The 22,702-nt window shown below is 72.7% G+C and carries 21 protein-coding genes and 1 tRNA gene; 8 read left to right on the top strand and 14 right to left on the bottom strand.

Going from position 1 to position 22,702, the window contains the following annotated elements; all coding sequences use genetic code 11:
• Positions 1 to 308 precede the first annotated feature (308 nt).
• Positions 309 to 599, top strand: coding sequence for a hypothetical protein (locus WME85_RS37540; protein ID WP_437827879.1), 291 nt, complete (start codon positions 309 to 311; stop codon positions 597 to 599).
• 316 nt (positions 600 to 915) lie between these two features.
• Positions 916 to 2,508, top strand: coding sequence for a peptide chain release factor 3 (locus tag WME85_RS37535; protein ID WP_437827878.1), 1,593 nt, complete (start codon positions 916 to 918; stop codon positions 2,506 to 2,508).
• A 117-nt stretch (positions 2,509 to 2,625) separates the two neighbouring features.
• Here the strand turns inward: WME85_RS37535 and WME85_RS37530 are convergent, their stop codons facing one another.
• From WME85_RS37530 to WME85_RS37510, 5 genes are all read right to left on the bottom strand, one after another.
• On the bottom strand, positions 2,626 to 4,470 hold the full coding sequence (locus WME85_RS37530) for a DUF885 domain-containing protein (RefSeq protein WP_437827877.1): 1,845 nt from the start codon (positions 4,468 to 4,470) through the stop codon (positions 2,626 to 2,628).
• A 67-nt stretch (positions 4,471 to 4,537) separates the two neighbouring features.
• Complete coding sequence (locus tag WME85_RS37525) at positions 4,538 to 5,734, bottom strand: hypothetical protein (RefSeq protein WP_437827876.1); 1,197 nt, start codon at positions 5,732 to 5,734, stop codon at positions 4,538 to 4,540.
• Positions 5,735 to 5,802: 68 nt separating this feature from the next.
• Positions 5,803 to 6,453 (bottom strand): DNA-3-methyladenine glycosylase, encoded by a 651-nt coding sequence (locus WME85_RS37520; protein WP_437827875.1) that lies wholly within the window; start codon positions 6,451 to 6,453, stop codon positions 5,803 to 5,805.
• 14 nt (positions 6,454 to 6,467) lie between these two features.
• Complete coding sequence (locus WME85_RS37515) at positions 6,468 to 6,938, bottom strand: peroxiredoxin (RefSeq protein WP_437827874.1); 471 nt, start codon at positions 6,936 to 6,938, stop codon at positions 6,468 to 6,470.
• A 211-nt stretch (positions 6,939 to 7,149) separates the two neighbouring features.
• Positions 7,150 to 8,634: a sigma-54-dependent transcriptional regulator gene (locus tag WME85_RS37510; protein WP_437827873.1), complete on the bottom strand. Its 1,485-nt coding sequence runs from the start codon at positions 8,632 to 8,634 to the stop codon at positions 7,150 to 7,152.
• A gap of 307 nt (positions 8,635 to 8,941) precedes the next feature.
• On the opposite strand from WME85_RS37510, the gene frr reads away from it, so the two are divergent.
• Complete coding sequence (gene frr, locus WME85_RS37505) at positions 8,942 to 9,499, top strand: ribosome recycling factor (protein WP_437303882.1); 558 nt, start codon at positions 8,942 to 8,944, stop codon at positions 9,497 to 9,499.
• A 444-nt stretch (positions 9,500 to 9,943) separates the two neighbouring features.
• Positions 9,944 to 10,807 carry a Stp1/IreP family PP2C-type Ser/Thr phosphatase gene (locus WME85_RS37500; RefSeq protein WP_437827872.1) on the top strand — a complete coding sequence of 288 codons (864 nt, stop codon included), beginning with the start codon at positions 9,944 to 9,946 and terminating at the stop codon, positions 10,805 to 10,807.
• 104 nt (positions 10,808 to 10,911) lie between these two features.
• Here WME85_RS37500 and WME85_RS37495 read toward each other — a convergent pair whose 3' ends face one another.
• The 4 genes from WME85_RS37495 to WME85_RS37480 form a co-directional block, all read right to left on the bottom strand.
• Positions 10,912 to 11,478, bottom strand: coding sequence for a hypothetical protein (locus tag WME85_RS37495; protein ID WP_437827871.1), 567 nt, complete (start codon positions 11,476 to 11,478; stop codon positions 10,912 to 10,914).
• A 176-nt stretch (positions 11,479 to 11,654) separates the two neighbouring features.
• Positions 11,655 to 12,818 carry a cystathionine gamma-synthase gene (locus tag WME85_RS37490; RefSeq protein WP_437827870.1) on the bottom strand — a complete coding sequence of 388 codons (1,164 nt, stop codon included), beginning with the start codon at positions 12,816 to 12,818 and terminating at the stop codon, positions 11,655 to 11,657.
• 16 nt (positions 12,819 to 12,834) lie between these two features.
• Positions 12,835 to 13,776, bottom strand: coding sequence for a protein kinase domain-containing protein (locus WME85_RS37485; RefSeq protein WP_437827869.1), 942 nt, complete (start codon positions 13,774 to 13,776; stop codon positions 12,835 to 12,837).
• A gap of 55 nt (positions 13,777 to 13,831) precedes the next feature.
• On the bottom strand, positions 13,832 to 14,752 hold the full coding sequence (locus WME85_RS37480; RefSeq protein ID WP_437827868.1) for a hypothetical protein: 921 nt from the start codon (positions 14,750 to 14,752) through the stop codon (positions 13,832 to 13,834).
• A gap of 266 nt (positions 14,753 to 15,018) precedes the next feature.
• On the opposite strand from WME85_RS37480, the gene WME85_RS37475 reads away from it, so the two are divergent.
• Complete coding sequence (locus tag WME85_RS37475) at positions 15,019 to 15,681, top strand: hypothetical protein (protein WP_437827867.1); 663 nt, start codon at positions 15,019 to 15,021, stop codon at positions 15,679 to 15,681.
• A 16-nt stretch (positions 15,682 to 15,697) separates the two neighbouring features.
• Here the strand turns inward: WME85_RS37475 and WME85_RS37470 are convergent, their stop codons facing one another.
• Positions 15,698 to 16,219: a YqaA family protein gene (locus WME85_RS37470; RefSeq protein WP_437827866.1), complete on the bottom strand. Its 522-nt coding sequence runs from the start codon at positions 16,217 to 16,219 to the stop codon at positions 15,698 to 15,700.
• 149 nt (positions 16,220 to 16,368) lie between these two features.
• A complete protein-coding gene (locus tag WME85_RS37465; protein WP_437303874.1) occupies positions 16,369 to 16,872 on the bottom strand; it encodes a response regulator in 504 nt (167 codons plus the stop codon).
• Between the two features lie 417 nt (positions 16,873 to 17,289).
• Between WME85_RS37465 and WME85_RS37460 the strand changes: the two genes are divergently transcribed.
• Complete coding sequence (locus WME85_RS37460; RefSeq protein ID WP_437303873.1) at positions 17,290 to 17,577, top strand: hypothetical protein; 288 nt, start codon at positions 17,290 to 17,292, stop codon at positions 17,575 to 17,577.
• Positions 17,578 to 17,664: 87 nt separating this feature from the next.
• On the opposite strand, the gene WME85_RS37455 is transcribed toward WME85_RS37460, so the two are convergent.
• The gene (locus tag WME85_RS37455) at positions 17,665 to 19,047 is read right to left on the bottom strand and encodes a hypothetical protein (protein WP_437827865.1); all 1,383 of its coding nucleotides are present in this window, start codon (positions 19,045 to 19,047) and stop codon (positions 17,665 to 17,667) included.
• A gap of 480 nt (positions 19,048 to 19,527) precedes the next feature.
• On the opposite strand from WME85_RS37455, the gene WME85_RS37450 reads away from it, so the two are divergent.
• Together WME85_RS37450 and WME85_RS37445 are read left to right on the top strand one after the other, a co-directional pair.
• Entirely contained in the window at positions 19,528 to 20,118 is a 591-nt protein-coding gene (locus tag WME85_RS37450) for a Uma2 family endonuclease (RefSeq protein ID WP_437827864.1), read from the top strand.
• A 315-nt stretch (positions 20,119 to 20,433) separates the two neighbouring features.
• Positions 20,434 to 21,024, top strand: a complete 591-nt coding sequence (locus tag WME85_RS37445; protein ID WP_437827863.1) for a Uma2 family endonuclease — start codon at positions 20,434 to 20,436, stop codon at positions 21,022 to 21,024.
• Between the two features lie 135 nt (positions 21,025 to 21,159).
• On the opposite strand, the gene WME85_RS37440 is transcribed toward WME85_RS37445, so the two are convergent.
• Both WME85_RS37440 and WME85_RS37435 read right to left on the bottom strand, forming a co-directional pair.
• Positions 21,160 to 21,235 (bottom strand) — tRNA-His (locus tag WME85_RS37440).
• Between the two features lie 311 nt (positions 21,236 to 21,546).
• The gene (locus tag WME85_RS37435; protein WP_437827862.1) at positions 21,547 to 22,659 is read right to left on the bottom strand and encodes a histone deacetylase family protein; all 1,113 of its coding nucleotides are present in this window, start codon (positions 22,657 to 22,659) and stop codon (positions 21,547 to 21,549) included.
• Positions 22,660 to 22,702: the final 43 nt, after the last annotated feature.

The raw sequence follows: 22,702 nt of genomic DNA, 5'->3' as shown, positions 1-22,702 counted from the left end.
GTCCCGCGTCGCAGGACTCCCCGGATCCCGGCTGGATCTCCGCGGCGACGCCTGACGCTGGCGGTGGTCCGCGGTGTCCGCATGGTGCGCTGGAGGATCCGCACCGTGGCTTCGTGCGGTGCCTGGAGCCGGGCGAGGCGGACGCTGGCTGGCTCCCGCCGTCGCCGCAGCCCGAGCCTCCGCCGGACGACGCTGGCGCGCCACCCGACGGTGGCGCCCCCGACGCTGCCCCGATCGACGGTGGCGTTCCCGACGCCTCGATCGTCTCGGCCCCGCCTCCGCTCGTGGAGGTCAGGGAGCCGGAGTTCATGAACGGCGATGTCCCGAACGTGGCCAAGCGGCTCGAGAAGGTCTCCACCGATCTCGCGCAGTGCGTCGCCGATCATGGCGGTCTCTCTGGCGCCTCTGGCAGCCTGAAGATCCAGTTCCTGGTCCGGGTCCGTGGCCGTGCCGAGGGTGTCGAGATCCTCGAAGCCCGTGGCGTGACTCCTGACGCTCAGCGCTGCATCCGTCAGTTCCTCAAGAACCGTCCCATCGGCACGCCCAGCGCCGACCCTGTGGGCGTCACCGTCACCCTCTCCCTGCGCGCCGCGAAATAGCTCCCCCGCCCCCCAAGATCGCCCGCCGCCACCGCCCCCAATAGGAGCCGGGGCGGGAGGGGGTGGCTCGCGGGCGGGCGGGCGGGGGTGGGCCCCACGAACCCGAGGGCCGGCCCGCACCGCAGTTCCCACCCCCCGGACCGAGTCCCCCGTTCCCACGGCATTGGCCCTCCAAAAGGCCCGAGTTCGTGGGGGGACCCCCGCCCGCCCGCCCGCGAGCCACCCCCTCACGTCCCGGCCGTCTCCCGGGGATCGGTGCATTGGGTTGACGCGGCCCCCGCCGATCCTATCCTGGCCCGCCGCTGTGCCCGACCCCATGCTCACCCGCGAGATCGCGCGCCGAAAGACGTTCGCGATCATCTCCCATCCTGACGCTGGCAAGACCACGCTCACCGAGAAGCTCCTGCTCTACGGTGGCGCCATCCAGCTCGCCGGCGCCGTGAAGGCGAAGAAGGCGCGGGCCCACGCGGTCAGCGACTGGATGGAGATGGAGCGCGAGCGCGGCATCTCGATCTCCACGAGCGTCCTCCAGTTCCCATACAAGGGCCGGCTGCTGAGCCTGGTGGACACCCCCGGCCACGCCGACTTCAGCGAGGACACCTACCGCGCGCTGATGGCGACGGACGCCGCCATCATGATCCTCGACTCCGCGAAGGGCGTCGAGGCGCAGACGAAGAAGCTCTTCCGGGTGTGCAAGCTCCGGCAGATGCCGATCTTCACCTTCGTGAACAAGCTCGACCGCCCCGGCCGCGAGCCGTTCGAGCTCATCGGCGAGGTCGAGGAGGTCCTCGGCATCGGCGTCTACCCGGTCACCTGGCCGATCTCGGTGGGCGGCAAGTTCCGCGGCGTGTACCACCGCGAGCGCAAGCAGGTGTTCCTCTTCGAGCTCGTCGCGCACGGCGCCGAGATCGCCCCGATGGAGGTCGTCTCGCTCGACGCCCCCGAGCTCGTCGAGGCGCTCGACGAGGAGGGCGCGCGGCAGCTGCGCGAGGACATCGAGCTCATCGACGCCGCCGGCGACGCGCTCGACCGCGACAGGCTGGCCCGCGGCGAGGTCACGCCGATGTTCTTCGGCAGCGCGATCACCAACTTCGGCCTCCCGCAGTTCCTGGACGCCTTCATCGAGCTCATGCCCCCGCCCGCGCCGCGCGGCAGCGACAAGGGCCCGATCGCCCCGGACGACGACCGCTTCACCGCGTTCGTCTTCAAGATCCAGGCGAACATGGACCGGGCCCACCGCGACCGGATCGCGTTCCTCCGCGTCTGCTCGGGCAAGTACGAGCGCGGCATGAAGGTGCACCACGTGCGCCTCGACCGCGACATCCGGCTCACCAACCCGGTGCAGTTCATGGCCCAGGAGCGCACGCTCGTGGAGGACGGCTTCGCGGGCGACATCATCGGCGTCTTCGACCCCGGGCTGTTCCTCATCGGCGACACCCTCTGCAGCGGCTCGCCCGTGAAGTACGCCGCGCTGCCGCAGTTCCCGCCGGAGCAGTTCGCCCGCGTCGTCATGGTCGACCCCATGAAGCGCAAGCAGCTCAAGAAGGGGCTCGAGCAGCTCGCGCAGGAGGGCTCGGTCCAGCTCTTCCGGCCGCCGGAGGGCCGCGAGGGCGAGGCGATCCTCGGCGTCGTGGGCGAGCTCCAGTTCGACGTCGTGAAGCACCGGCTCTCGGCGGAGTACGGCGTCGAGGCCCGGATCGAGCGGCTCTCGTTCAGCATGGCCCGCTGGGTCGAGGGCGAGCCGGTGCCGCTCGCCGAGCTCGAGTCGAACCTCTACGGCTACGGCGCCCTCGACGTACACGGCAACTCGGTCGTGCTCTTCAAGGGCGAGTGGCAGCTCGAGAGCTGCGCGAAGGCGTTCCCCAAGACGCGCTTCGTGGAGCTCGGCGGTTCGATCAACCCTGTCTAGTAGAGCGAGGCGCGCCCGCACAGGAGACGGGCCCAGATCGGCGTTTTCGGCGCGGAGGCGCACTCCTGTGCGCTGAGCACCGAAAACGTCGAGGTGGGCCCGTCTCCTGTGCGGGCGCTACTCCGCGAGCAGCGCGGCGAGGTGGCGGACGGACGGCGAGCCGTAGCTCAGGAGCCGGTCGTGGTAGGCGCGCTCCGAGAAGCCCGGCTTCGCCTGGTGCTCGGCGCGCAGGCGCATCATCTCGGCGAAGCCGTGGTAGTACGTGGTGAGCTGCGCGCTCGTGAGCCGGGCGCGCCGCCACTTGCCGACGGCCTCGCCTTCCTCCTGGAACGCGTCCTTCGTCATCAGCGCGAGCGCCTCCTTCTCGTCCATCGCGCCCGCGTGCACCCCGTGGTCGAGGATGGCGTTCACCGACAGGCGCAGCACCATCTTCTGGCGCTGCATCCGCACCTTCGGGCCGCCGAAGCCGTGGTGGGACATCAGCCACTCGGTGTAGACCGCCCACCCCTCGACGAACGGGCCGCTCGAGAACACCGCGCGGATCTTCGAGGGGAACCTGTTGTTGTGCATGAGCTGCAGGAAGTGGCCCGGCATCGCCTCGTGCACCGTGAGGTCGGCGAGCATGCTCGTGTTGTACTCGCGGTAGAACGAGTCGACGCGCGCCGCGGGCCAGTCCTTCGGCGTCGGCGCGATCGCGAAGAACGTCTCCTGCTTCGCCTCGAGCGGGCCGGACGCGTCGCAGTAGGCGACCGCGACGCCGCGGCGGTACTCCGGCATCTCGATCACCTGGCAGGGCTCCTCCGGGATGCGCACGAGATCGCGCTCGCGGACGAAGGCGGTCGCCGCCGCGAGCAGCCGATCCGACTCCTTCACGATGGTGGCGTTCGTCGGGCGCTCGGCCGCGAGCGCGTCGAGGACCCTCCGGATCGCGGCCATCTTCTCGTCCTGCGTCTCGACCCTCGGGAACGGCTGCTTCCCGAAGAGCGTCGGCCAGAGCTCCCGCGAGGTCTCGAGCATCTCCGCGTGCGTCTGCGCGAGCAGCGCGCGGGCGCTCCTGACCACGCCGTCGATGTCGATCGTCGCGTCGTCCAGCGCGAAGCGGAGCTTCTTCTCGAAGCGCGCGCGGCCGAGCCGGAAGTCGCCGTTGCTCCTCGGGAGCAGCTCCTTCTCGAGGAACGCCTGGAAGTCCTCGAGCGCCGCCGCCGCGGCCCGCGCCGCCGCGTCGAGCTCCGCCCGCTGCGCCGGGGCCGACGCGAAGAGCTCGGGCAGGTCGGTCTTGCAGAGCGCGATGAGCCCCTGGTTCTGCGCGATCGCCGTCTCGGTGTGGATCCGCGGGGGCGCCCCGGTGAGGCGCTGCTTCGCGGCCCGGACGAGCGCGGGGACGCCCGAGAGGCGCCCCCCGAGGCTCCGCAGGCGCTCCTCGAGCGGCGCGAAGCTCCGCGTGATCAGCGGGTCGAGACCGTCGCCGACGAGGCCCGTGGTGACCATCGGGTTCCACGTCGCCTCGCGGAGCTCGTCGATCGCGAACAGCGCGGAGCGCAGCTGGTTCTCGATCATCGCCGCGTCGACGCGGCTCTGGAGGCCGAGCTGCGCGGCGGGCACCGAGAGGAGCTCGGCCAGCGCGCCCTCGATCGCGCGCCGCCGCGCCGCCTCGCCCTGCTCGGTCACGTCCGGCCACGCGGCGTCGTACCGGTGGTCCCCCGCCTCGGTGGCCCGGACCGGCTCGTCCCGAAGGTACTCCTCGAGGACGCGCGCCGACAGCGCCGCGAGCGCCTGCTCCGCGCCCGCCCGGGCGTCGGCCGCGCTCACGACGGCCTCCTTCGCCCCGGGCTGCGCGGGCGCGAGGGCGGCGGGCTCGGTCGAGCCGCACGCGCAGAGCAGCGCGACGACGAGCAGCGGGAGGCGGCAAGGGAGCGATCGGCGGAGCGGAGGAGGTTCATCGGAGGCATCATGTCGTCGCACCTGCGCTTTCTACTGCCGGCGCGTGGAGAAGGGAACGTGCCCGGGAGAGCGGCGGCGTGGGGGCGCGTCACGGCGCGCTGCCGAGCGAGGCCTTCGCCAGGCGGGAGATCCCGTCCATGTCGCTGTGCACGGCGTCGAGCAGCGGGCCGAGCGCGAGCCGCAGCTGCTTCGAGTTCGGGTGGCGGAGGATGCGCGCCACGGTCTCGGCCGCCAGCTCGCTCAGGTCCTGCTCGGCGTAGCGATCGATGTGCGCGCTCGACAGCGCGAGGCCCGGGAACGCGGTGCGGCAGAGCGCGTCCACGAGCTCCCCCGCGACGCCCGGCGCGATCTGCGCGGTGCTCAGCGCCATCCGCGCCTTCTGCGCGCTGATCGTGCACGACTCGGTGCGCAGCTGGCTGATCACCGGCGAGCCGAGCGCCGAGTGCCAGCGGGAGAGCTCGGCGGCCCGGCTCGCCTCGAACTCCCCCGGCGGCGCCTCGGAGACCGGCAGGAGCGCCGCCAGCTGCTCGGGCGCGCCAGGATCGATCGCGACCCGGCGCACGATGATGAGATCGTGCGCTCGCAGACACCCGATGAGCAGCCGCGCCGACGTGTCGCGCAGGAGCGGCGCGAGCGCGGCCGCGATCACCGTGGGCGGCGAGCCGATGAGCCCCGGGCTCGACCCCCGCGCGGCGCTCGCCCCCACGCCGCGGAGGCGCTGCGCGCCGGAGCTCGGCGGCGAGCGCACGCTCTTCGGCGGGGGCACGCTGGAGGGCGAGTTGCGGCCGACGATCGGCGGCGCGCCCTGCATCAACCCGAGGCCGCGGGTGCTCGCCGGCGGCGCTCCCGCGCCCCAGCCCGTGCCGCTCGGCGGCGGTATGCTCGACGCCGGCTGCGGCGCGCGCGGCGCCTCCTGGACGAGCGGCGGCGCCGCGGCCAGCCCGGCGCGCCGCGCCTGCGTGGTGCGCTCGGTCACCACGTGCAGCGACGCGAGCTCGATCGCGCGCAGCGCCGGGACGTTGCGCGGCGCGCGGGCCGCGATCGCCGCGGCGAGCTCGGCCTCCCTGCCGAGCAGCGGCTCCTGCTCTCCGAGCTCGCGCAGCAGGTCTCCGGCGACCTGCGCGCACCGCTCCGCGGCCCTGTCCGCGGTCGCCTGCTTCTGCGGCTCCTTGAAATAGAGCGTTAACTTTCCCCTGATCTTCTCGCCGCGCGCGGCCGCCGTCACGATCTGCGATACGGTCTCGACGTTGGCAGGTTCGCGCCCCCCGAAAGGCCAGAATCCCATACGTCCCATTGTCGCGCGATCTCGGGCCCGGGCGCGAGCGCTTCGAGGGTCGGGCGCATCACGCCCGCTCAATGGCGAGGCGGAACGGACACATAGCGATTCCCGCGCTCGTAGAAGCGCCACGGCTTCTCCGCCCACGAACCTGCGTAGTCCACGTTGATGCGAGGCGACCTGCCGACGGGGCCCGCCTTGCCGGGGAGCAGCGAGAGCTGGGGCCCGCAGACATCCATCCCGTACGCGGCGCGGTCGAGCCCCAGCGCCTGGCAGAGCTTCCCTGGCCCGTTGGTCAGCTCGACCCGCTCGGGCGCGACGCCCCGCCGGCGGCTCATGAGCGGGAGCCCGAGCAGGGGCTCGATCGCGCGCACGAGCACCGCGTGCGGCTTCCCCTCCGAGGCCACGACGATGTTGAACGCCCAGTGCATGCCGTAGAGCAGGAACATGTAGGCGTGGCCCGCCGGGCCGAACATGACCTCCGTCCGCACTGTCCGCCGCCCTCCGGCGCTGTGGGCCGCGAGATCTTGCGGGCCGCGGTAGGCCTCGGTCTCGACGATGCGCCCGGCGGCGGCGCCCTCGGGGGTCCTGTGGACGAGCACCTTGCCGATGCACGCCCGCGCCACGACGAGCGCGGGGCGCGCATAGAACTCGCGCGGCAGCGGCGCCGCTCCTTCGAGGAGCGCGGCGCCGTCGCGGGGCGCGCGGGGCTCGGGGGCGGGACGCACGGCGGGGTGCGGGCTCAGACGTCGGGGCGCGCGGCCCGGAAGCGCTCGTTGACGAACGAGAGCACGTCGTCGCGGTGCTTCTTGGCCTGGAACTCGTGGTGGAACACCGCCGCGATCTCCATCGTGGGCGCGATGACGTAGGTGATCCGCCGGGCGACGCCGATGAGCGGCCAGAGGACGTCGTACGCGCGGCAGACGCTGCGATCGCGGTCGGCGATCATCGGGTAAGGGACCTTGTGCGTCTCGGCGAACCGGCACTGCGTCCGGTGATCGTCGGTGCTGATGCCGACGATGCTCGCCCCCGCGAGCGCGAGCTCGGTGTGGTTGTCGCGGAAGAGCTGGGCCTCGACGGTGCAGTCGCGCGTGAAGGCCTTCGGGAAGAAGTACACGACCGTGCAGAGCCCGCCCTGGGTGGACAGCACGAAGCGCTGGCCGTCGATGGCCTCCTTGTCGATCTCCGGCGCGCGCTCCCCGACCTTCAGCATGTCGCCGCAATGTGCCGCAACTCGCCGCCCGCGTCGACAGGCCAGGCGGCCGCCGAGCTGCGTCGCGCGCGGGCCCACGAGGCGGTCGGCGAGCTGCGTCGCGCGGGCCCGCGAGGCGCGCGGCGCCGGGCGTTGCGCGCGGTCTCACGGGGCGCGCGGCGCCGGGCGAGGCGCGCGGGCCTGCGAGGCGCGCGGGCCTGCGAGGCGCGCGTCACGTGTCGATGCCGAGCCGCTTCAGCCTGTAATAGAGGGTCGTGCGCTGCATCCCGAACTGCCGCGCGACCTCGGCCTTGTTCCCCCCGCAGCGCTCGAGGGCGGCGAGGAGCTCCCGCCGCTCGATGTCGTCGAGCTGGGAGCTCAGGTCGAGCTTCGGCCGCGAGGACGCCGGCGCGGCGAGCGCCTTGCCGGCCCCGTCCGCCTCCGGGCCCGCCGCGGGGGCGGCCCTCGACGCGCGGGCAGGCGGCTCGGCGGGCTGCGGGCGCGCCGTGAACGCGAGGTGCTCGGGCAGGATCACGTCGCCGCGCGAGAGGATGGCGGCGCGCTCGACGACGTTCTCCAGCTCGCGCGCGTTCCCCGGCCACGCGTACGCCGTGAGCTTCGCGATCGCCTCCTCCGAGAGCGAGGTGGCCGCGCGCGCGTTGCGGCGCGCGTACTTGCGCAGGAAGTGCTCGGCGAGGGCGCGGATGTCCTCGCGCCGCTCGCGGAGCGGCGGCAGCCTCAGCGGGAACACCGACAGCCGCGAGACGAGCTCCGGGAGCACGCCCGCGCGCGCCCAGGCCTCCTCGATGCCGGGCGTCAGCGACAGCACGACGCGCACGTCGACGCGGGCGGTCTCGGTCGACCCGAGCCGCTCGACCTCGCCGTCGGTGAGCGCGCGGAGCAGCCTCGCCTGGAGCGACGGCGTGAGCGGCGCCGGCTCGTCGAGGTAGATCGTCCCCCGGTGGGCGAGCTCGAGCCGGCCCGCGCGCTCGGTGAACGCGCCGTCGAAGGCGCCCCGCCGCCAGCCGAACAGCTCGCGCTCGAGCGCCTCGCCCCGGAACGCGGCGCACGTCACCTTGACGAACGGCTGCTCCTCGCGCGGGGAGCCCACGTGGATCGCCCGGGCGACGACCTCCTTCTCCGCCCCCTCCTCGCCCTCGATCAGCACGTGCGTGGCCGCCTTGGCCACCTCGCCGATGCGGGCGGTGACCTCGCGCATGACCTCGCTCTCGCCGGCGATCTCCCCGAAGTCGATCGGGTCCCGCTGCTCGCGCTCGAGGTAGCCGGCGTAGTGGGCGAGCTGCTCGCGCAGCCGCCGGTTCTCCCGGAGGGTCGCGAACCCGGAGATCGCCTGCCGGAGGATGACGGCGAGCTCCTTCGAGTTCCACGGCTTCTGGACGTACCTGTCGACCGCGCCCGAGTTGACGGCGTCGATCAGCACCGTCATGTCCGCGTAGGCGGTGAGCAGCACGCCCGCCGCGTCCGGCCGCCGCTCCTTCGCCTGCTTGAGGAACTCGATACCGCTCATCCCCGGCATCCGCTGGTCCGCGACGATCACCGCGGGATCGAGCCGATCGAGGAGCGACAGGGCCTCGGCGCCGCCGAGCGCGTAATGGAGCCTGAACGATTTCCTGAAGGCGAACCGGAACGCGTCGAGGTTGTCCTGCTCGTCGTCGACGACGAGGACGTCGAAGCTGTTCCAGTCCAGATCGCGCATCGGGTGGCCCTGCCTCCCAGAGTTACTACAGCTCGGCGCGACCGTGACAGCGGAGGTGGCGCGCCTGGCGCGGGCTTCCCCGGCGCGCCGGCTCGGTCGGGCGGGCGCGGGCGCGGCGCGGGCGCAGCGACCGCGCCCGCGCCGCGCCCGGCCGGAGGCGAGCATCTTTCCGACCGCGACGCGCGACGTCGGCCTGCCCGCGCGCGGGCAGATCGATTTCTCCGCCGGCCCAGAAATACGCGGTAAGCTCCGCCCCCGCCGCCGAAGAGGGCGGGCTGGGCGAGCCCCACACGGAGGAAGCCGGATCATGCTCGAGGACGTCATCAAGGAGCTGCGCGAAGGGATCGACAAGGCCATCGAAGCTCTCCGGCGGGACCTGGCGAAGGTGCGCACCGGGCGCGCGAACGCGGCCATGCTCGACGGCATCCGCGTCGATTATTACGGCGTGCCGACGCCGATCGTGCAGATGGCCACGGTGTCCGTGCCCGAGCCGCGGCTCATCACGATCAAGCCCTGGGAGAAGAACCAGGTGAAGACGATCGAGAAGGCCCTCCGGGAGAGCGATCTCGGCTTGAACCCCCAGGTGGACGCGGATCTCATCCGGCTGCCGATCCCGCCGCTGACGGAGGAGCGGCGCCGGGACATGGTGAAGCTCACGAAGAAGAACGGAGAGGACTGTAAAGTTGCCATCCGGAAGCACCGCCGGGATGCCAACGAGATGATCGACGCCCTCGAGAAGGACGGCGAGGTGAGCGGCGACGAGGCCGATCGGGCCAAGAAGAAGGTCGAAGACGTGGTGGCCGAGGGGACGCGGCAGGTCGACGCGGTGATCGCGGGCAAGGAAAAGGACATCCTGGACGTGTGAGCCGGGCCGCGGCGGCGCGGGCTCCGGAGACGCGGGACACGGGAAGATGGGAGACCGGAGAGCGGGGCCACGGCGCCTCCCGGCCGTGCACGACGGGCCGAGGCGCCGAGCGGGCCTCACCGGGATGGCCAACCCGGAGCCGGCCGCCGACCGGGCAAGCGCCTGCCGCGCGGCGTGTCGCGGGCGCCGGCGAGGATGCCGGCGCGCGACGCGCGACGCCGAACGCCCGACAATGACGCGTCGAATGAAAAAGAGGCTTGCGGTCCCCCCGGTCCGAGTCGGTAGGATCAGGAAGGTCGGCGAGCGGGCGTCTCATGACGCCCAATACGGTGCGAGAGGCCCTGCTTGACAGGTTTTCGGTAGCATGAAACGGTTGGTGTTCGAAGCCGAAGGCCCGGAGCCGTCTCAAGGATTCCCGAGGTTATGCGAGCGATCGCTTCAGGAATGACGGACGTTGGTCTCCAACGCGACCACAACGAGGACAGCTACGCCGTCCTGTCGGAGTATGACCTGTTCATCGTCGCGGACGGCATGGGGGGTCATCGCGCGGGGGACGTAGCCAGCCGGTTGGCGACCGAGTCGATCGCGGACTTCTTCCGGTCCACGTCGCGGGAGGACGCCACCTGGCCATTCCACTTCGACACCAGCCTGTCGGAGGAGGAGAACCGGCTCCAGGCGGGCATCCGCGTGGCCAACCGCCAGATCTTCGAGCGCAGCATCCGCTCTCGGGACTGCGCCGGGATGGGCACGACGGTCGTGGGGGCGCTCTTCTCGAAGAAGAAGAACCGCATCTACGTCGGCCACGTCGGCGACAGCCGCGCGTACCGCGTCCGCAAGGGCTCGATCAGCCAGCTGACGCGCGATCACTCGCTGTTCAACGACTACATCATGGCGATGCCCGAGCTCACCGAGGAGCAGCGGGCCGAGCTCCCGCGCAACGTCATCACCCGCGCGCTCGGGATGAACGACAGCGTCGCCGTGGATCTGATCAGCGACGAGCCGCAGCCCGGCGACGTGTACCTGCTCTGCTCCGACGGCCTGAGCGGGATGCTCTCGGACGACCAGATCCTCCACATCGTGAGCTCGACCGAGGAGGTGCCGGAGATGTGCCGCCGCCTCATCGCCAAGGCCAACGAGAACGGCGGCGAGGACAACATCACGGCGCTCGTGATCCGGATCGACGAGCGGGACGAGGCCGATCTCCCGAACAGCGCGACGATCGGCCCGCCCGCCGACTCGCAGCAGGTCAACAGCGGGGAGCGATCGACGGTCCCCGCGGCGTCGGCCTCGCGCTCCGAGAAGAGCTGACGCGGCGCGCTGACCGCACGCAGCCGGCGCGCGGTCGACGTGCCCCGCGCGCGGTCAGCGCGCTGTGACGTGCCCCGCGCGCCCCGTTCAGCCGCCGGCGCTGCTCAGGTCCCGCAGCTGTCGAAGGCCAGGGCGCCCCTCCTGAGCTCGCAGGAGTAGCCATCGTTCAGCATCGACGTGCACTCGAAGACGACCCAGATCTTCCCGGCGTCGATGCCCTGCTCGCTCTCGGGGACGAACCAGAACCGGCACGGGTCCTCCGGGTCGGAGACGAAGGTCTCGCCGCCCGTCCTCGCCGAGGAGAAGCTGATGCTGCCGGTGGCGGGCATCTCCGCCGTCGCCGAGGGGCTGATGCTGTCGATGTCGACGCGGATCTCCGTGGCCGTGGCGCTGTTCCTGGCCCTCGCCGAGACGCTGAAGGTGCCGGAGCCGGACACGACGCAGTCGACGGTGGCGCCTTCCTCGCCGTCGGTGAGCACCTTGGTCCTCGAGGCCGAGGTCACCTCGCCGAGGGTCTCCGAGTGCCCCGACGTGTTGCAGGATGCGCCCGGGTCGGCGAAGTTCACGGAGTAGGCGCCGCGCGGGGTAGGCGGCGCCGGGTCGCTGCAGCCGAAGCCGAGCAGGGGGAGGAAGCCGAGCACGGGCACGAAGCCGAGGCGGGCGAGTCGCATGGAGAGCTCCGGTGGGTAGATGGCGGCCCCGAGGCCGCACCTCGCTTCTATCGTACTCGGGGGCCCGCGATCAAACGGCGGCCGCGTCCGGCGCGCGCGTGCAACGACGCTGAAAGCCGCCGCGCGCGCTTCAGCCGAGCGCCTGCGCGGGCTTCAGCCGAGCGCCTGCGCGGGCTTCAGTCGAACGCCTGCGCGATGTCGTTCCAGAGGTCCTCGCTCGCCTCCAGGCCGACCGAGAGCCGGACGAGGCCGTCGGCGATGCCGAGCGTCTCGCGCGCCGCCGCGGGCACGGAGGCGTGGGTCATGATGGCCGGATGCTCGGCGAGCGACTCGACGCCGCCGAGGCTCTCGGCGCAGGCGAAGATCGCGAGCCGCTCGAGGAACCGCGAGGCGACGGGGAGGCCGCCCCGCACGACGAACGAGATCATCGCCCCGGGCGCGAGCATCTGCCGCGCGGCGAGCGCGTGGCCGGCGTGCGTGGGGAGGCCGGGGTAGTTCACCGACTGGACGGCGGGATGCTCGGCGAGCCTCCCGGCGATGAGCGCGGCCGACACGCACTGCTGGCGCACGCGCACGCCGAGCGTCTTGATGCCGCGGAGCACGAGGTAGCAATCGAACGGGCTCGGGACGCCGCCGATCGCGTTCTGCAGGAACCCGATCCGCTCGGCGAGGGCGTCCTCCGACGTGATGAGCGCCCCGCCGACGACGTCCGAGTGCCCGTTCAGGTACTTCGTCGTCGAGTGCGCCACCACGTGGGCGCCGAGGTCGAGCGGCCGCTGGAGCACCGGCGTGGCGAAGGTGTTGTCGACGACGAGGAGCGCCCCGTGCGCGCGCGCGATCTCGGCGAGCCCGGCGATGTCGAAGATCTTGAGCATCGGGTTCGTCGGGGTCTCGATCCAGATCATCCGCGTGGCCGGGGTGAGGGCCTTGCGGACGACGTCGAGGTCGCTCATGTCGACCTGGGTCGAGGCGATGCCCATCGGCCGCATGACCTTGTCGAAGAGCCGGAATGTGCCGCCGTAGACGTCGTCGCCCGAGAGCACGTGGTCCCCGGGCCGGAGCGTGTGGAGCAGGGTGGCGGTCGCCGCGGAGCCGCTGCCGAACGCGAAGCCGTGGCGCCCTCCCTCGAGGGTGGCGAGGCACGCCTCGAGCGCCTTGCGGGTGGGATTGCCGCTGCGCGAGTACTCGAACCCCTTGTGATCGCCCGGCCGCTCCTGCGCGAAGGTGCTCGCGAGCACGATCGGGGTCATGACCGCGCCGCTCGTCGGATCCGGCGGCTGGCCGGCGTGGATGGCGAGCGTGTCGAAGGCGAGCCTGTCGTGACCTACGTGGGGCTTCATGCGGTCGAGCCTTATCTCACGCGCCGCGTGCGTCCACGGTTTTGGCGCTCGGGGGACCAGCGGGGCGCGCCGCGTCCGGGCCGGGCTCTCCGGGCGAGGAGGCTGCGTCGAACGCGTCGAGCAGCGCGCGCGCGCTGCCGACGCGGCGCGCCGGGTCGCGGTCGAGCGCGGCAGCGAGCGCGCGGCGCTGCCCCGGCGAGAGCGCGTCCGCGGCCGCGAGCGCGTCGAGGCAGAGGCCCGCCTCGCTGATCTCGACCAGCACCGCGGCCTGCTCTCGCGCGCGTGTCAGCTGCGCGCCGGTGGCGAAGTGGGCGAGGGTGGCGGCCATCGCGTAGACGTCGCCGCGCTGGGTCGGCGGCGACTCGCCGCGGGCGATCTCGGGGGCGACGAACGGGAGCGTGCCCCGATCGGCTGTCTCGAGCTCCGGCTCCATGCCGCGGAAGCGCGCGGCGCCGAGGTCGACGAGGCCGATGTCGCCGAGCGGACCGAGCAGCACGTGATCGGGGCCGAGGTCGCCGTGGACGAAGCGGATCGGGCCGCCGGCGTCCTCGAGCTCCTGGAGCTCGGCGAGGGTCTCGATCGCGGCCCTGACGACGTGGACGACGAGCGAGGCGGGCGGCGGCCGGCCGCGGCCGCGCCATCCGTCGAGCACGTCGCGGAGCGAGGCGCCCTCGCGCCGGCTCTCGAGCAGGAAGGGGCCGTGGCGATCGGCGCCGACGCGCGCGAGGGCGGGCAGGGCGGGGTGCCGGGCCAGGGCGAGCGCCTTCGCCTCGCGGACCATGGCGGCCCGCCCGGCGTGCTCGTGGAGGGCGCCGGGGGCGAGGCGCTTGCACACCAGCGTGGGCCCGAGCGCCGGGCCGGGCGGGTGTCCGCCGAGCCGCACCAGCGCCACGTCGAAGGTGGCGCCGGTGCCGAGGTGCTCGATCAGCTCGGTGCCGTCGGGGGCGGGGTAGGGCATGGCGGCCGCCTATAGCGTGGACCGGGCGGGCGCCGAAGGGGCGCGCAACGGCGCCTCAGCCGTCCCCGCGCGGCGCCAGGGCGAGCTCATCGCACTCGCGGAGCCACCGCAGCGCCTCCTCCGCGCCGTCGCTGCCCCGCATCGCCAGCGTCCACCGCGCGTCGCGCCAGCGCGCGACGAACGCGCCCGAGCCCGCCGGCGCGTCGTGCCGCGCGGGGAGGGCGGAGAGGGCGTCCACCTTCTCATCGATGCTCTGGAGCGGAAACACCGGCTTGCCGAGACCGAACCTCGCCTGCGTCCAGTGCACCACGCTGATGAGGAGCCCATACCGGCAGCGGCGACTCGCCTCGTTCACGCCGACCACCGGGGACTTCCAGTCGAGATGGATGTCGTCGAGCTCCGCCAGCCGCGGCTCGCGCTTGCCCACGCAGACGTGCACCGCCTCGTGACCGGGCCGGTGCACCTCGCGCCAGGTGTCCGCGTCGAGCGGCTCGCCGCCCCGGAGGAGCAAGGCCATGCTCCCCGGGAGCGCGCCGAACAGCGCGCCCCGCTGGTGCTCGATCCCCCCGAGGATCGTGTCGCGCGCCATGCGGCGGCCGCCCGCCCCCGCGAGCTGGGCGTCGAGGCGCTCGCGCATCGCGGCCGGCTCCGCGTAGACCACCTTGAATCCCGCGCTCCCACCGTACCACACGTTGCGCAGATACCTGATCTGTCTGCACAGCCCGAGCGCAGGGTCGATGTCCCGGAGACGCTCGAAGATGCGCACAACCACGTTGACGCACGTCGGCCCGAGGCGGGTGAGCGCCTCGCCGAGGTCGCGCGGCGCGGGGGCGCCCCAGAACGCGTTGTCCAGGTTGAGCTCCGCGCCGGCCTGCCCCGAGAGCCGGTCCGCGAGGCTCCTCTCCAGCGCCTCGCGCAGCGTCCCTTCGAGCCCGTCCAGGTGCGGGCCCGCCCCGGCGTCGGGTGAACCGGCCATGCCGACATCCTATCACGGCCGCCCGCGCGCCCGGAGCGGCGAGGCGCGCCCGCGGGTCGCTTCTCGATGGCTGGGCGCCGGCTGGGCGCTGCCTGTGCGCTGAAGGCGCGCTCGCCTCGCCAGCGGGCCTGCCCCACGCGCCGCCGCGGCCGCCTGTGGGATGGCGGCGCACCTGCACGGGAGGAGGGCGGTGGCCAAGTTTTCCTCGCGTCGTGCGGCATATCACTGCGTTCAGCGCGATCGTGCTAGAAGTCTTTAGAACCAGCATGGATCCCAAGATTCTGGAGATGCTCTTCATCGCTGTTAGCAACGGCGTCGCCCTCTTCATCGGCGCTTACCTGGCGCGGAGATCGGCAGAGCTCAGCGGGGATCGCCGGGCCGAGCACGAGGAGAGAGCGGAGGTGCAAAGACAGCGGCGAGAGGCGCTCTTGGAGCTACTGACCCTCCAGCGGCGCGCCCTCGACGACTATGGGCGGATGGTGGTCCGGTGGTCCTCGACGCCGCCGTCCGGCGCGCCGCGCATGAAGGAGGAAGACCTCGCGGCGGACCAGGAGTCGCTCGCGATGTACGCGCAGATGGCCAACGCGTTCGGGAGCCGCCAGTTCGCCGAGCAGGTCGCCGCGACGCTGCACGCCGTGCGCGCCGGCCGGGGCAACGCCCAGGTGTTCCCGTTCTCGGTGCAGATCGCCTCCGCCTGCTACCAGGAGATGATCCGGGCGATCTCCGAGCTGGAGAAGGAGATCGGGCTGCCGGCGCCGCGGTCGCCCGCGCGGCCGTTCCTCCCGGACGAGGAGCTCGCGAAGGAGGCGACTCGGCTGTTCTCCAGGAACGTCGTGGAGCGCTCCGGGATCGACCTCGGCATGGTCGACCAGATCCTGGAGCGCGTCCGGGTGAACCAGTCCCCCGAGGAGGCGGACAGCCCCCGGTAGGCTCACGCCGGCGGCGTCACTGGCTCCATCCCATCCGGATGAGCGCGTAGAAGAGCAGCAGCCGGGGCACCCGGAACAGCACCAGAGGGAAGAAGTACCGCGGCGGGATGCGGTAGAGCCCCGACAGGTAGCAGAGCATCGAGAAGGGGACGGGCGAGATGCTCCCGATCGCGATCGCCCAGATTCCGTAGCGCTCGAACAGCCGGTCTATCTTGGGCCGCGTCCGCGCGAGGCGCGCCGCGAAGATGCGGAAACGCGCGAGGTGGCCGGCGAGGCGGTACCCCGTGCAGCCGGCGAGGAGCGAGGCCGCGGAGATCGCGATCATGGGCCCGACCTGCGAGCCTCCCGAGGAGATCGCCGTCAGCATGTAGAACTGCGGCGGGATGGGGAACGAGAACGCGTCGGCGAGGTAGGTGCCGACGAACATCCCGGCGAGGCCGAAGCGCTGCACGAACCCGCGGCCGAGCGCGTCGAGCTGGTCGCGCGCGAGGTGCGCCGCGAGCGCGATGAGCCCGAAGAGGGCGCCCAGGCTGAGCACCAGCTGGACGAGCGTCCGCCACAGATCGCGCCGGTCGCCGCCGGAGCGCGCCCCGCCCTGCTGCGCCGGCGGTGTCGGGTGGGGGGCTTCGTCCTCCTGCGTCGGCGATGCCGGATGGCCGCTCGAGCCGGCCTCGCCCTCCTGCGATATCAGACAGCCTCCTGCCGGCGGCGTTGCAGCCGCTCGATGATCCGCCTGCTGCGGAGGGTGCTCTGGAAGATCCGCGTCGCCTTCTCGAGCGCGTCGAGGAGCTTCTGCGCGGCGCCGTGCTTGTCGACGTAGGCGAACGGCCGGTGCGCGTTGATGACCTCGAACGAGTCCTTCTCGTCCTGGTAAGCCGAATAGAAGATCACCGGGACTTCCGGCTGCACCTTGCGGATCTGGTCGCAGACCCAGAAGCCGTCCTGCCCGGACATCCGCACATCGATGATCACCGCGCAGGTGTCCTCGGTGAAGGCGGCGACCGCGTCGAGGGCCGAGGCGCACACGACGAGGCGGTATCGCTCCGAGAGGAGGACGCCGAGCGCCTGCCAGCTGCTCCTGTCCTCGTCGACCACGAGCACGAGCGGAAGCCGCGTGGACTCGGGCTTCTCGCGATCCAGCCGCTGGGCTGGATGGGCCACGAGCAGGGTATCGGATTCCTTGGCGGACATGCGTCGATCTCGGCGGGCGCGTCAGGACGCCCATGACGCAATGTACCACGCCTGGCGGATCGAGCCAGCCAGCGGCGCGCTCGCCGGAGCGGCGCCGGGTGCGTAGTGATCCGCGCAGCGCGCGGTCGATCGCGGCGACGGCGACGGCGAGACGAGGCCGTCGCGCGGGGCTGCCGGGCGCGGGCTGCCGGGCGCGCGCCGCCGGGCGCGGGCCGCCGGGCCTTGGGCGGCGCCTGTGGATTCGTCTATGCTGGGCGCGAGGGCGTGGCCTCATGGTGAGGCTTGCAGGCCTGATGCAAAGCGCTGGTGTCGTGACGGCTCCCGCGCTCGTCTCCTCGCGCGCTGCCCCGGGCTGCCGGTCGGCATCGGGTCGCTGGCCGGGGAGGGTCGCTGTTCCACAACCGAGATGAGCTGCCCATGAAGAACGCAGGACTCCGATCGATCCCCCTCTTCATCGCCATCGTCGCCGCGCTCGGCCTCTTCGCCGCAGGGGCCTCAGGGTGCAGGGACGAAGAGAACTTGCACGCGTGCAGTGAGCTCTGCAAGCACCGTATCCTCTGCGCGGAGGAGAAAGGGACTCCGCCGCCCAGCCAGACGAGCTGTGAGACGGCGTGCCTCGGCCTGGAGGGAGAGGACCTCGTGGAACGAACCGAGGAGTGCATGGCCGAGGCGTCCTGCGATTACGTGCTGTGCGCGGACCGCTGAGGCCCTCGGGCGCGCGGGAGGCGAGGCGCCTCGCCTCCCTGTCGCCTCGTCGGCCTCCCTGTCGTCTCGTCGGAGAACGCGCCGCGATCAGGGCTCCGCGTCGCACTCGGGCGCGTCGCGGAGCTTGCCCGAGGTGTGCGGGCCGTCGAAGCGCAAGAGGTCGAGATCGACGAGGTCGAGCTTCTTGAACGTCAGGTGGAGCGGGCCGACCGACACGCCCGCTTCCGCCTCGGCGTAGGCGCGGACGCCGCCGTCGACCCGCGCGTCGTACGAGCAGTAGGGCGGCGCGGTCTCCGCCGTGACGCGCGCGTACGCCTGGACTCCGACGTTCGGGCCGAGGATGCCGTACAGGCGCGCCCGGAGCTCCGCGCCGGCGCTCACCTTGCCGGACGCCGTGATCGCGCCGGGCGCCCCGACGGAGGCTGTCCCCGTGGCCGCGCACGAGGGCTCCCAGATCGTGCTCCACGTCTCGTTCGTGTAGTCGACCCCGGCCTCGAGCTCGGCGGTCGTCTGGGCCTCGGCCGCGACCTCGGCGGCCGTGAAGGAAAGCGCCAGGTCGGCCTGCGCTCGCGGCACGACCTCCGTCGTGACGACCACGGGCACGGGGCCCACCCAGAAGGTCAGCGTCGGCAGCGGCAGGCTCGGGACGCCGCCGGCGAGCTCGAGCAGGTCGACCGTGCAGCTGCCCGTGACCGTGCCGGCGCCCTCCAGCCTGGCGCTCACGTCGAGCTTGCCGGACGCGACGAAGCGGAGCTGCTTCAGCTCCGGCACCGGGTTGAGCTTGCCTCGCGGGCCGACGTGGACCTCGAGGTCGAGCGCCGGGGAGAGCTCGGCGGTCACGTCGAGCGCCGCCGCGCCGTGCGCGGTGATCCCGCACGAGGCGGGGAGGGAGGCCGACGAGAGATCGAGGAGCTTCATCGAGGCGCCGGACGAGACCTTCAGGGCCTCTGCCTGGCTCGCGATCTGCTCGCCGTCCTCCTCGCCGAGCTCGCGGGCGCGCGCGAGGTGCTCGTCGATGGCGCGCGCGTACTCGCGAGCGTCGTAGTGGACGTGGAAGTGCCCCTCGGTGAGGAACTCCGTGAGGTCGGCGGGCGTCGTCTCGAGCGCGACCCGGGCGTCGTCGAGCGCGCGGACCCTCACGACCCGGGCGAGGTAGCCGCCGCCCGCCGTGCCGCCGAGCACGTCGCCCGCGGCGAACGGCGGCAGGCTGCCGTCGTGGGTGATGACGATCTCGTGGTCCCCGAGCTCTGCAGCGACGAACCCCGGCTCCTTCTCGGGCACGCGGGCGCGCTCTGACAGCTTGAGCGGCTGGACGACATCGACGTCGCCGGGGGCCGGCAACTCGGCATCATCCGCGGCGTCGCCCGGCGCGACGGCGCACGACGCGAGCCCCGGCGCGCCGAGCGCGAGGAGGGCGGCAGACATGAGGCGCGCGGCCAGCGCGCGGCTCCCAGGGAGAGTGGTTTTCATGGGCGCGACGCTACGCGGGCACTGTGGCAAACCGGTTACAGAAAAAAGACTTGCTGTCTCCGGGGGATGGGGCAATGGCTCACCGCGATGGATGGATATCCAGGAATCGGTGTCTCCGGGGCGCGCGAGAAGAGCACTTATTGAATCGAGCGACTCGCGAGGTGCCGTGCGGGCGCGCTCATCGTGGTTTGCCGTGCGGGCGCGCTCGTGGGTGAGCTGCCCGCCTCGCGTCGAGCGCTCGGACCGGTGGCCTGCGTCGCGCTCGGAGGCGAGTCGGCCGGGAGCAGGGGGAGGCTGTCGTGAGCTCGCCGAGGAAGGCGGAGCGTGGAGAGGGCGCAGCGCGCGGCTCTGGAGCCGCTGGCGCGTCGGGTTGATCATCAGGGTCCGGCTGATCGTCGGAGCCGCGGGTTGCGAGCCCGTGCTCTCGGTAAAGCCCCTCACCGCCTTGCCTTGCCGCGCGCGCCCGGGCAGGCTTCGCCCATGGGTCAGCCTGCCGAGAAGCAGTGCCGCGCCACGTACGCCGACCTCGAAGCCGTCCCGCCCCACAAGGTGGCGGAACTCGTCCGCGGCACCCTGCACGTGTTCCCCCGGCCGGCGCCGCGGCATGCACAGGCAGAGACCGAGCTGGCCACCGAGCTCGTTGGCGCGTTCGGTCGTGGGCGCGGGGGACCCGGTGGATGGCGCATCCTGGTAGAGCCCGAGCTGCACTTCCCCGACCCGGACGTACCTGACGAGGTCGACGCGCTCGTGCCCGACCTTGCCGGCTGGCGCCGTGAGCGCATGCCCGAGCTGCCCGAGACGGCCTACTTCGCGCTCGTCCCGGATTGGATCTGCGAGGTCCTGAGCCCGTCGACGGCGTCCTTCGACCGCGACGAGAAGATGCCGATCTACGCGCGCGAGGGCGTGCGGTACGCGTGGCTGGTCGACCCGCTCGCGCGGACGCTCGAGGTGTACGTGCTCGGTCAGGAGCGTCGCTGGGGGCCCGCGGTCGTCCACCGCGACGCCGCGCACGTCCGCGTCGAGCCCTTCGACGCCATCGAGCTCGACCTCTCGGTGCTCTGGGCGAAGTAGCAGCGGCGAGTTCGCCGGGCGGGGGGATGAGCGGCGCCCCGGCAGAAATCAGGCTGCGCGCGGCGCGCCGCCGGTGGGCCGCGCATCACGCCGACTTGCTTGGCGGCTTCAATTGCTGGCCAGTGCCATGCACACCGATCGCAAGTCATTGCAAGTCGATGGCCCATCCGGCCTGCTCCGGACACAAGGCTCGGTGGCAACGAGGGTTGATAGGCGCGGTCGTAGCCCTGAGCCGATGAGCGCCTCGACCGACGCCCCCTGCGCGTGCTCCTCCTCGCCTTGCCCCGCCGCCCGCCCCCGGGCAGGCTTCGCCCGATGGGGCAGCCCGCCGAGAAGCATCGCCGCGCCACGTACGCCGACCTCGAAGCCGTCCCGCCGCACAAGGTGGCGGAGCTCGTCCGCGGCACGCTGCACGTGTTCCCTCGGCCGGCACCGAAGCACGCCTGGACGTCGTCGGGCCTGGGAGCCGAGCTCATCGGCCCCTTCCAACGTGGACGCGGCGGCCCGGGGGGCTGGGTCATCCTGGACGAGCCGGAGCTGCACTTCCCCGACCCGGGCGCGCCGGGCGAGATCGACGCGCTCGTGCCCGACCTCGCCGGCTGGCGCCGTGAGCGCATGCCCGAGCTGCCCGAGACGGCCTACTTCGCGCTCGCCCCGGACTGGGTCTGCGAGGTCCTGAGCCCGTCGACGGCGTCCTTCGACCGCGACGAGAAGATGCCGATCTACGCGCGCGAGGGCGTGCGGTACGCGTGGCTGGTCGACCCGCTCGCGCGGACGCTCGAGGTGTACGTGCTCGGCCAGGAGCGTCGTTGGGGGCCCGCGGTCGTCCACCGCGACGCCGCGCACGTCCGCGTCGAGCCCTTCGACGCCATCGAGCTCGACCTCTCGGTGCTCTGGGCGAAGTAGCAGCGGCGAGTTCGCCGGCCGGGGGGATGAGCGGCGCCCCGGCAGAAATCAGGTTGCGCGCGGCGCGCCGCCGGTGGGCCGCGTAGGCCGCCGACTTGCTCTACCCGCTGCGCCGCCGCGTCGGGCCGTTCTACCTGGGGTGAGTAACGGGATTTGAACCCGCGACACCTGGAGCCACAATCCAGTGCTCTACCAACTGAGCTATACCCACCGTTCTTCGCGGCCCGTGGGCTGCGAAGGCCTGGCAGAATACTCAGCTCCGCGCAGAGTGCAATCGGGTAAACGCACCGTCGCGTCGCTGTTTTTGTTTTCTCCCGCCCCGGGAGGCGCCGGCAGCCGCGGCGTCCCGCGGCCTGCACGCCCCCGCCCGTGCCTGCCGCCTCGGCCGCCTCGTTCACACCCGCGCCGCGGCCGCCCCTTGCCGCGCGCCGCGGTCGCCCCCCTTGGCCGTCTGCTGCAACCCCCCCGCCCGCGGCCTCCTCCTTCACTCCCCCGGCCGCGGCGCAGCGCCGGGCGCCTCGCTCAGAGCGTCGCCCAGCGGCGCAGCGCGACCCGGCGGGCCCGGTCCAGGTCCGCGCGGTGGCGCGTCGAGACCGGCGCGCGCGGCGGCGGCGCCGATTGCCCCGGCGCGCCGGACTGCCCGGGCGCGCCGCCCGGCTCCTCCGCGCCCTCCCGACCGGAAGCCGCGAGCAGCGCCGCCGTGAGCGAGCCCTCGAGCGCGGCCAGGTCGTAGCCGCCCTCCAGGAGGAAGGCGAGCCGCCCCTTCGCCTTCGCGGTCGCCATCGCCGCGAGCCGGCGGCCCATCGCCGCGTAGGCCGCGCGCGACAGCTTCATCGTCGCCATCGGGTCGCGCTCGTGCGCGTCGAACCCCGCCGACACAAGGATGAGCTCGGGCGCGTACTCGTCGAGCACCGGGAGGATGATCTCGTCGAACGCCGCCTCGTAGACCGCGTCCGTCGCCCCGTCGGACAGCGGCACGTTCACCGTGTAGCCCGCGCCCTCACCGCCGCCGACCTCCTCCGCGGCGCCGGTGCCAGGGTAGAACGGCCACTGGTGCAGCGAGCAGAACAGCACCCGCGGGTCGTCCCAGAAGATGTCCTGCGTGCCGTTGCCGTGGTGCACGTCGAAGTCGATCACCGCCACCCGCGACAGCCCGCTGCTCAAGGCGGCCCTCGCCGCCACGGCGACGTTGTTCAGGAGGCAGAAGCCCATGCCCGCTTCGCGCGTGGCGTGGTGGCCGGGCGGGCGGAGCAGCGCGACCCCGAGCTGACCGGGGCCCGCGAGCACCGCGTCGACCAGCGCCACCGCCGCGCCGGCGCCCCGCCTCGCCGCGTCGACCGAGCGCGGGACGACGTAGGTGTCCGGGTCAAGCGCCGCGTAGTGGCCGCTGAGCCGGCCCAGCGACTCCAGGTACCGCGGGGCGTGGACCCGGGCGAGCTCTTCCTCGGCGGCGTCGCGCGACGCGACGCGCTCCAGCGCGAGGCCGGACGCGGCGCAGCGCTCGATCGCGCGGCGGGCGGCCTCGAGGCGCTCGGGGCGCTCGGGGTGCGCGCCGCGCGCGCGGTGTTGTTCGAACAGCGCATCGTCGACGACGTAGAGGCGCGGGCCTTCGGAGTGCTGATTCAAGTGCACCATGAGCTGGGTGGAGAGTTGTAGCAGCGCCGCAGCGGATGGTAGC

Source organism: Sorangium sp. So ce1153, assembly GCF_051521595.1.
GTDB lineage: Bacteria > Myxococcota_A > Polyangia > Polyangiales > Polyangiaceae > Sorangium.
The sequence above is the reverse complement of the archived record's forward strand: the minus strand, read 5'-3'. Positions and strand labels throughout refer to the sequence as shown.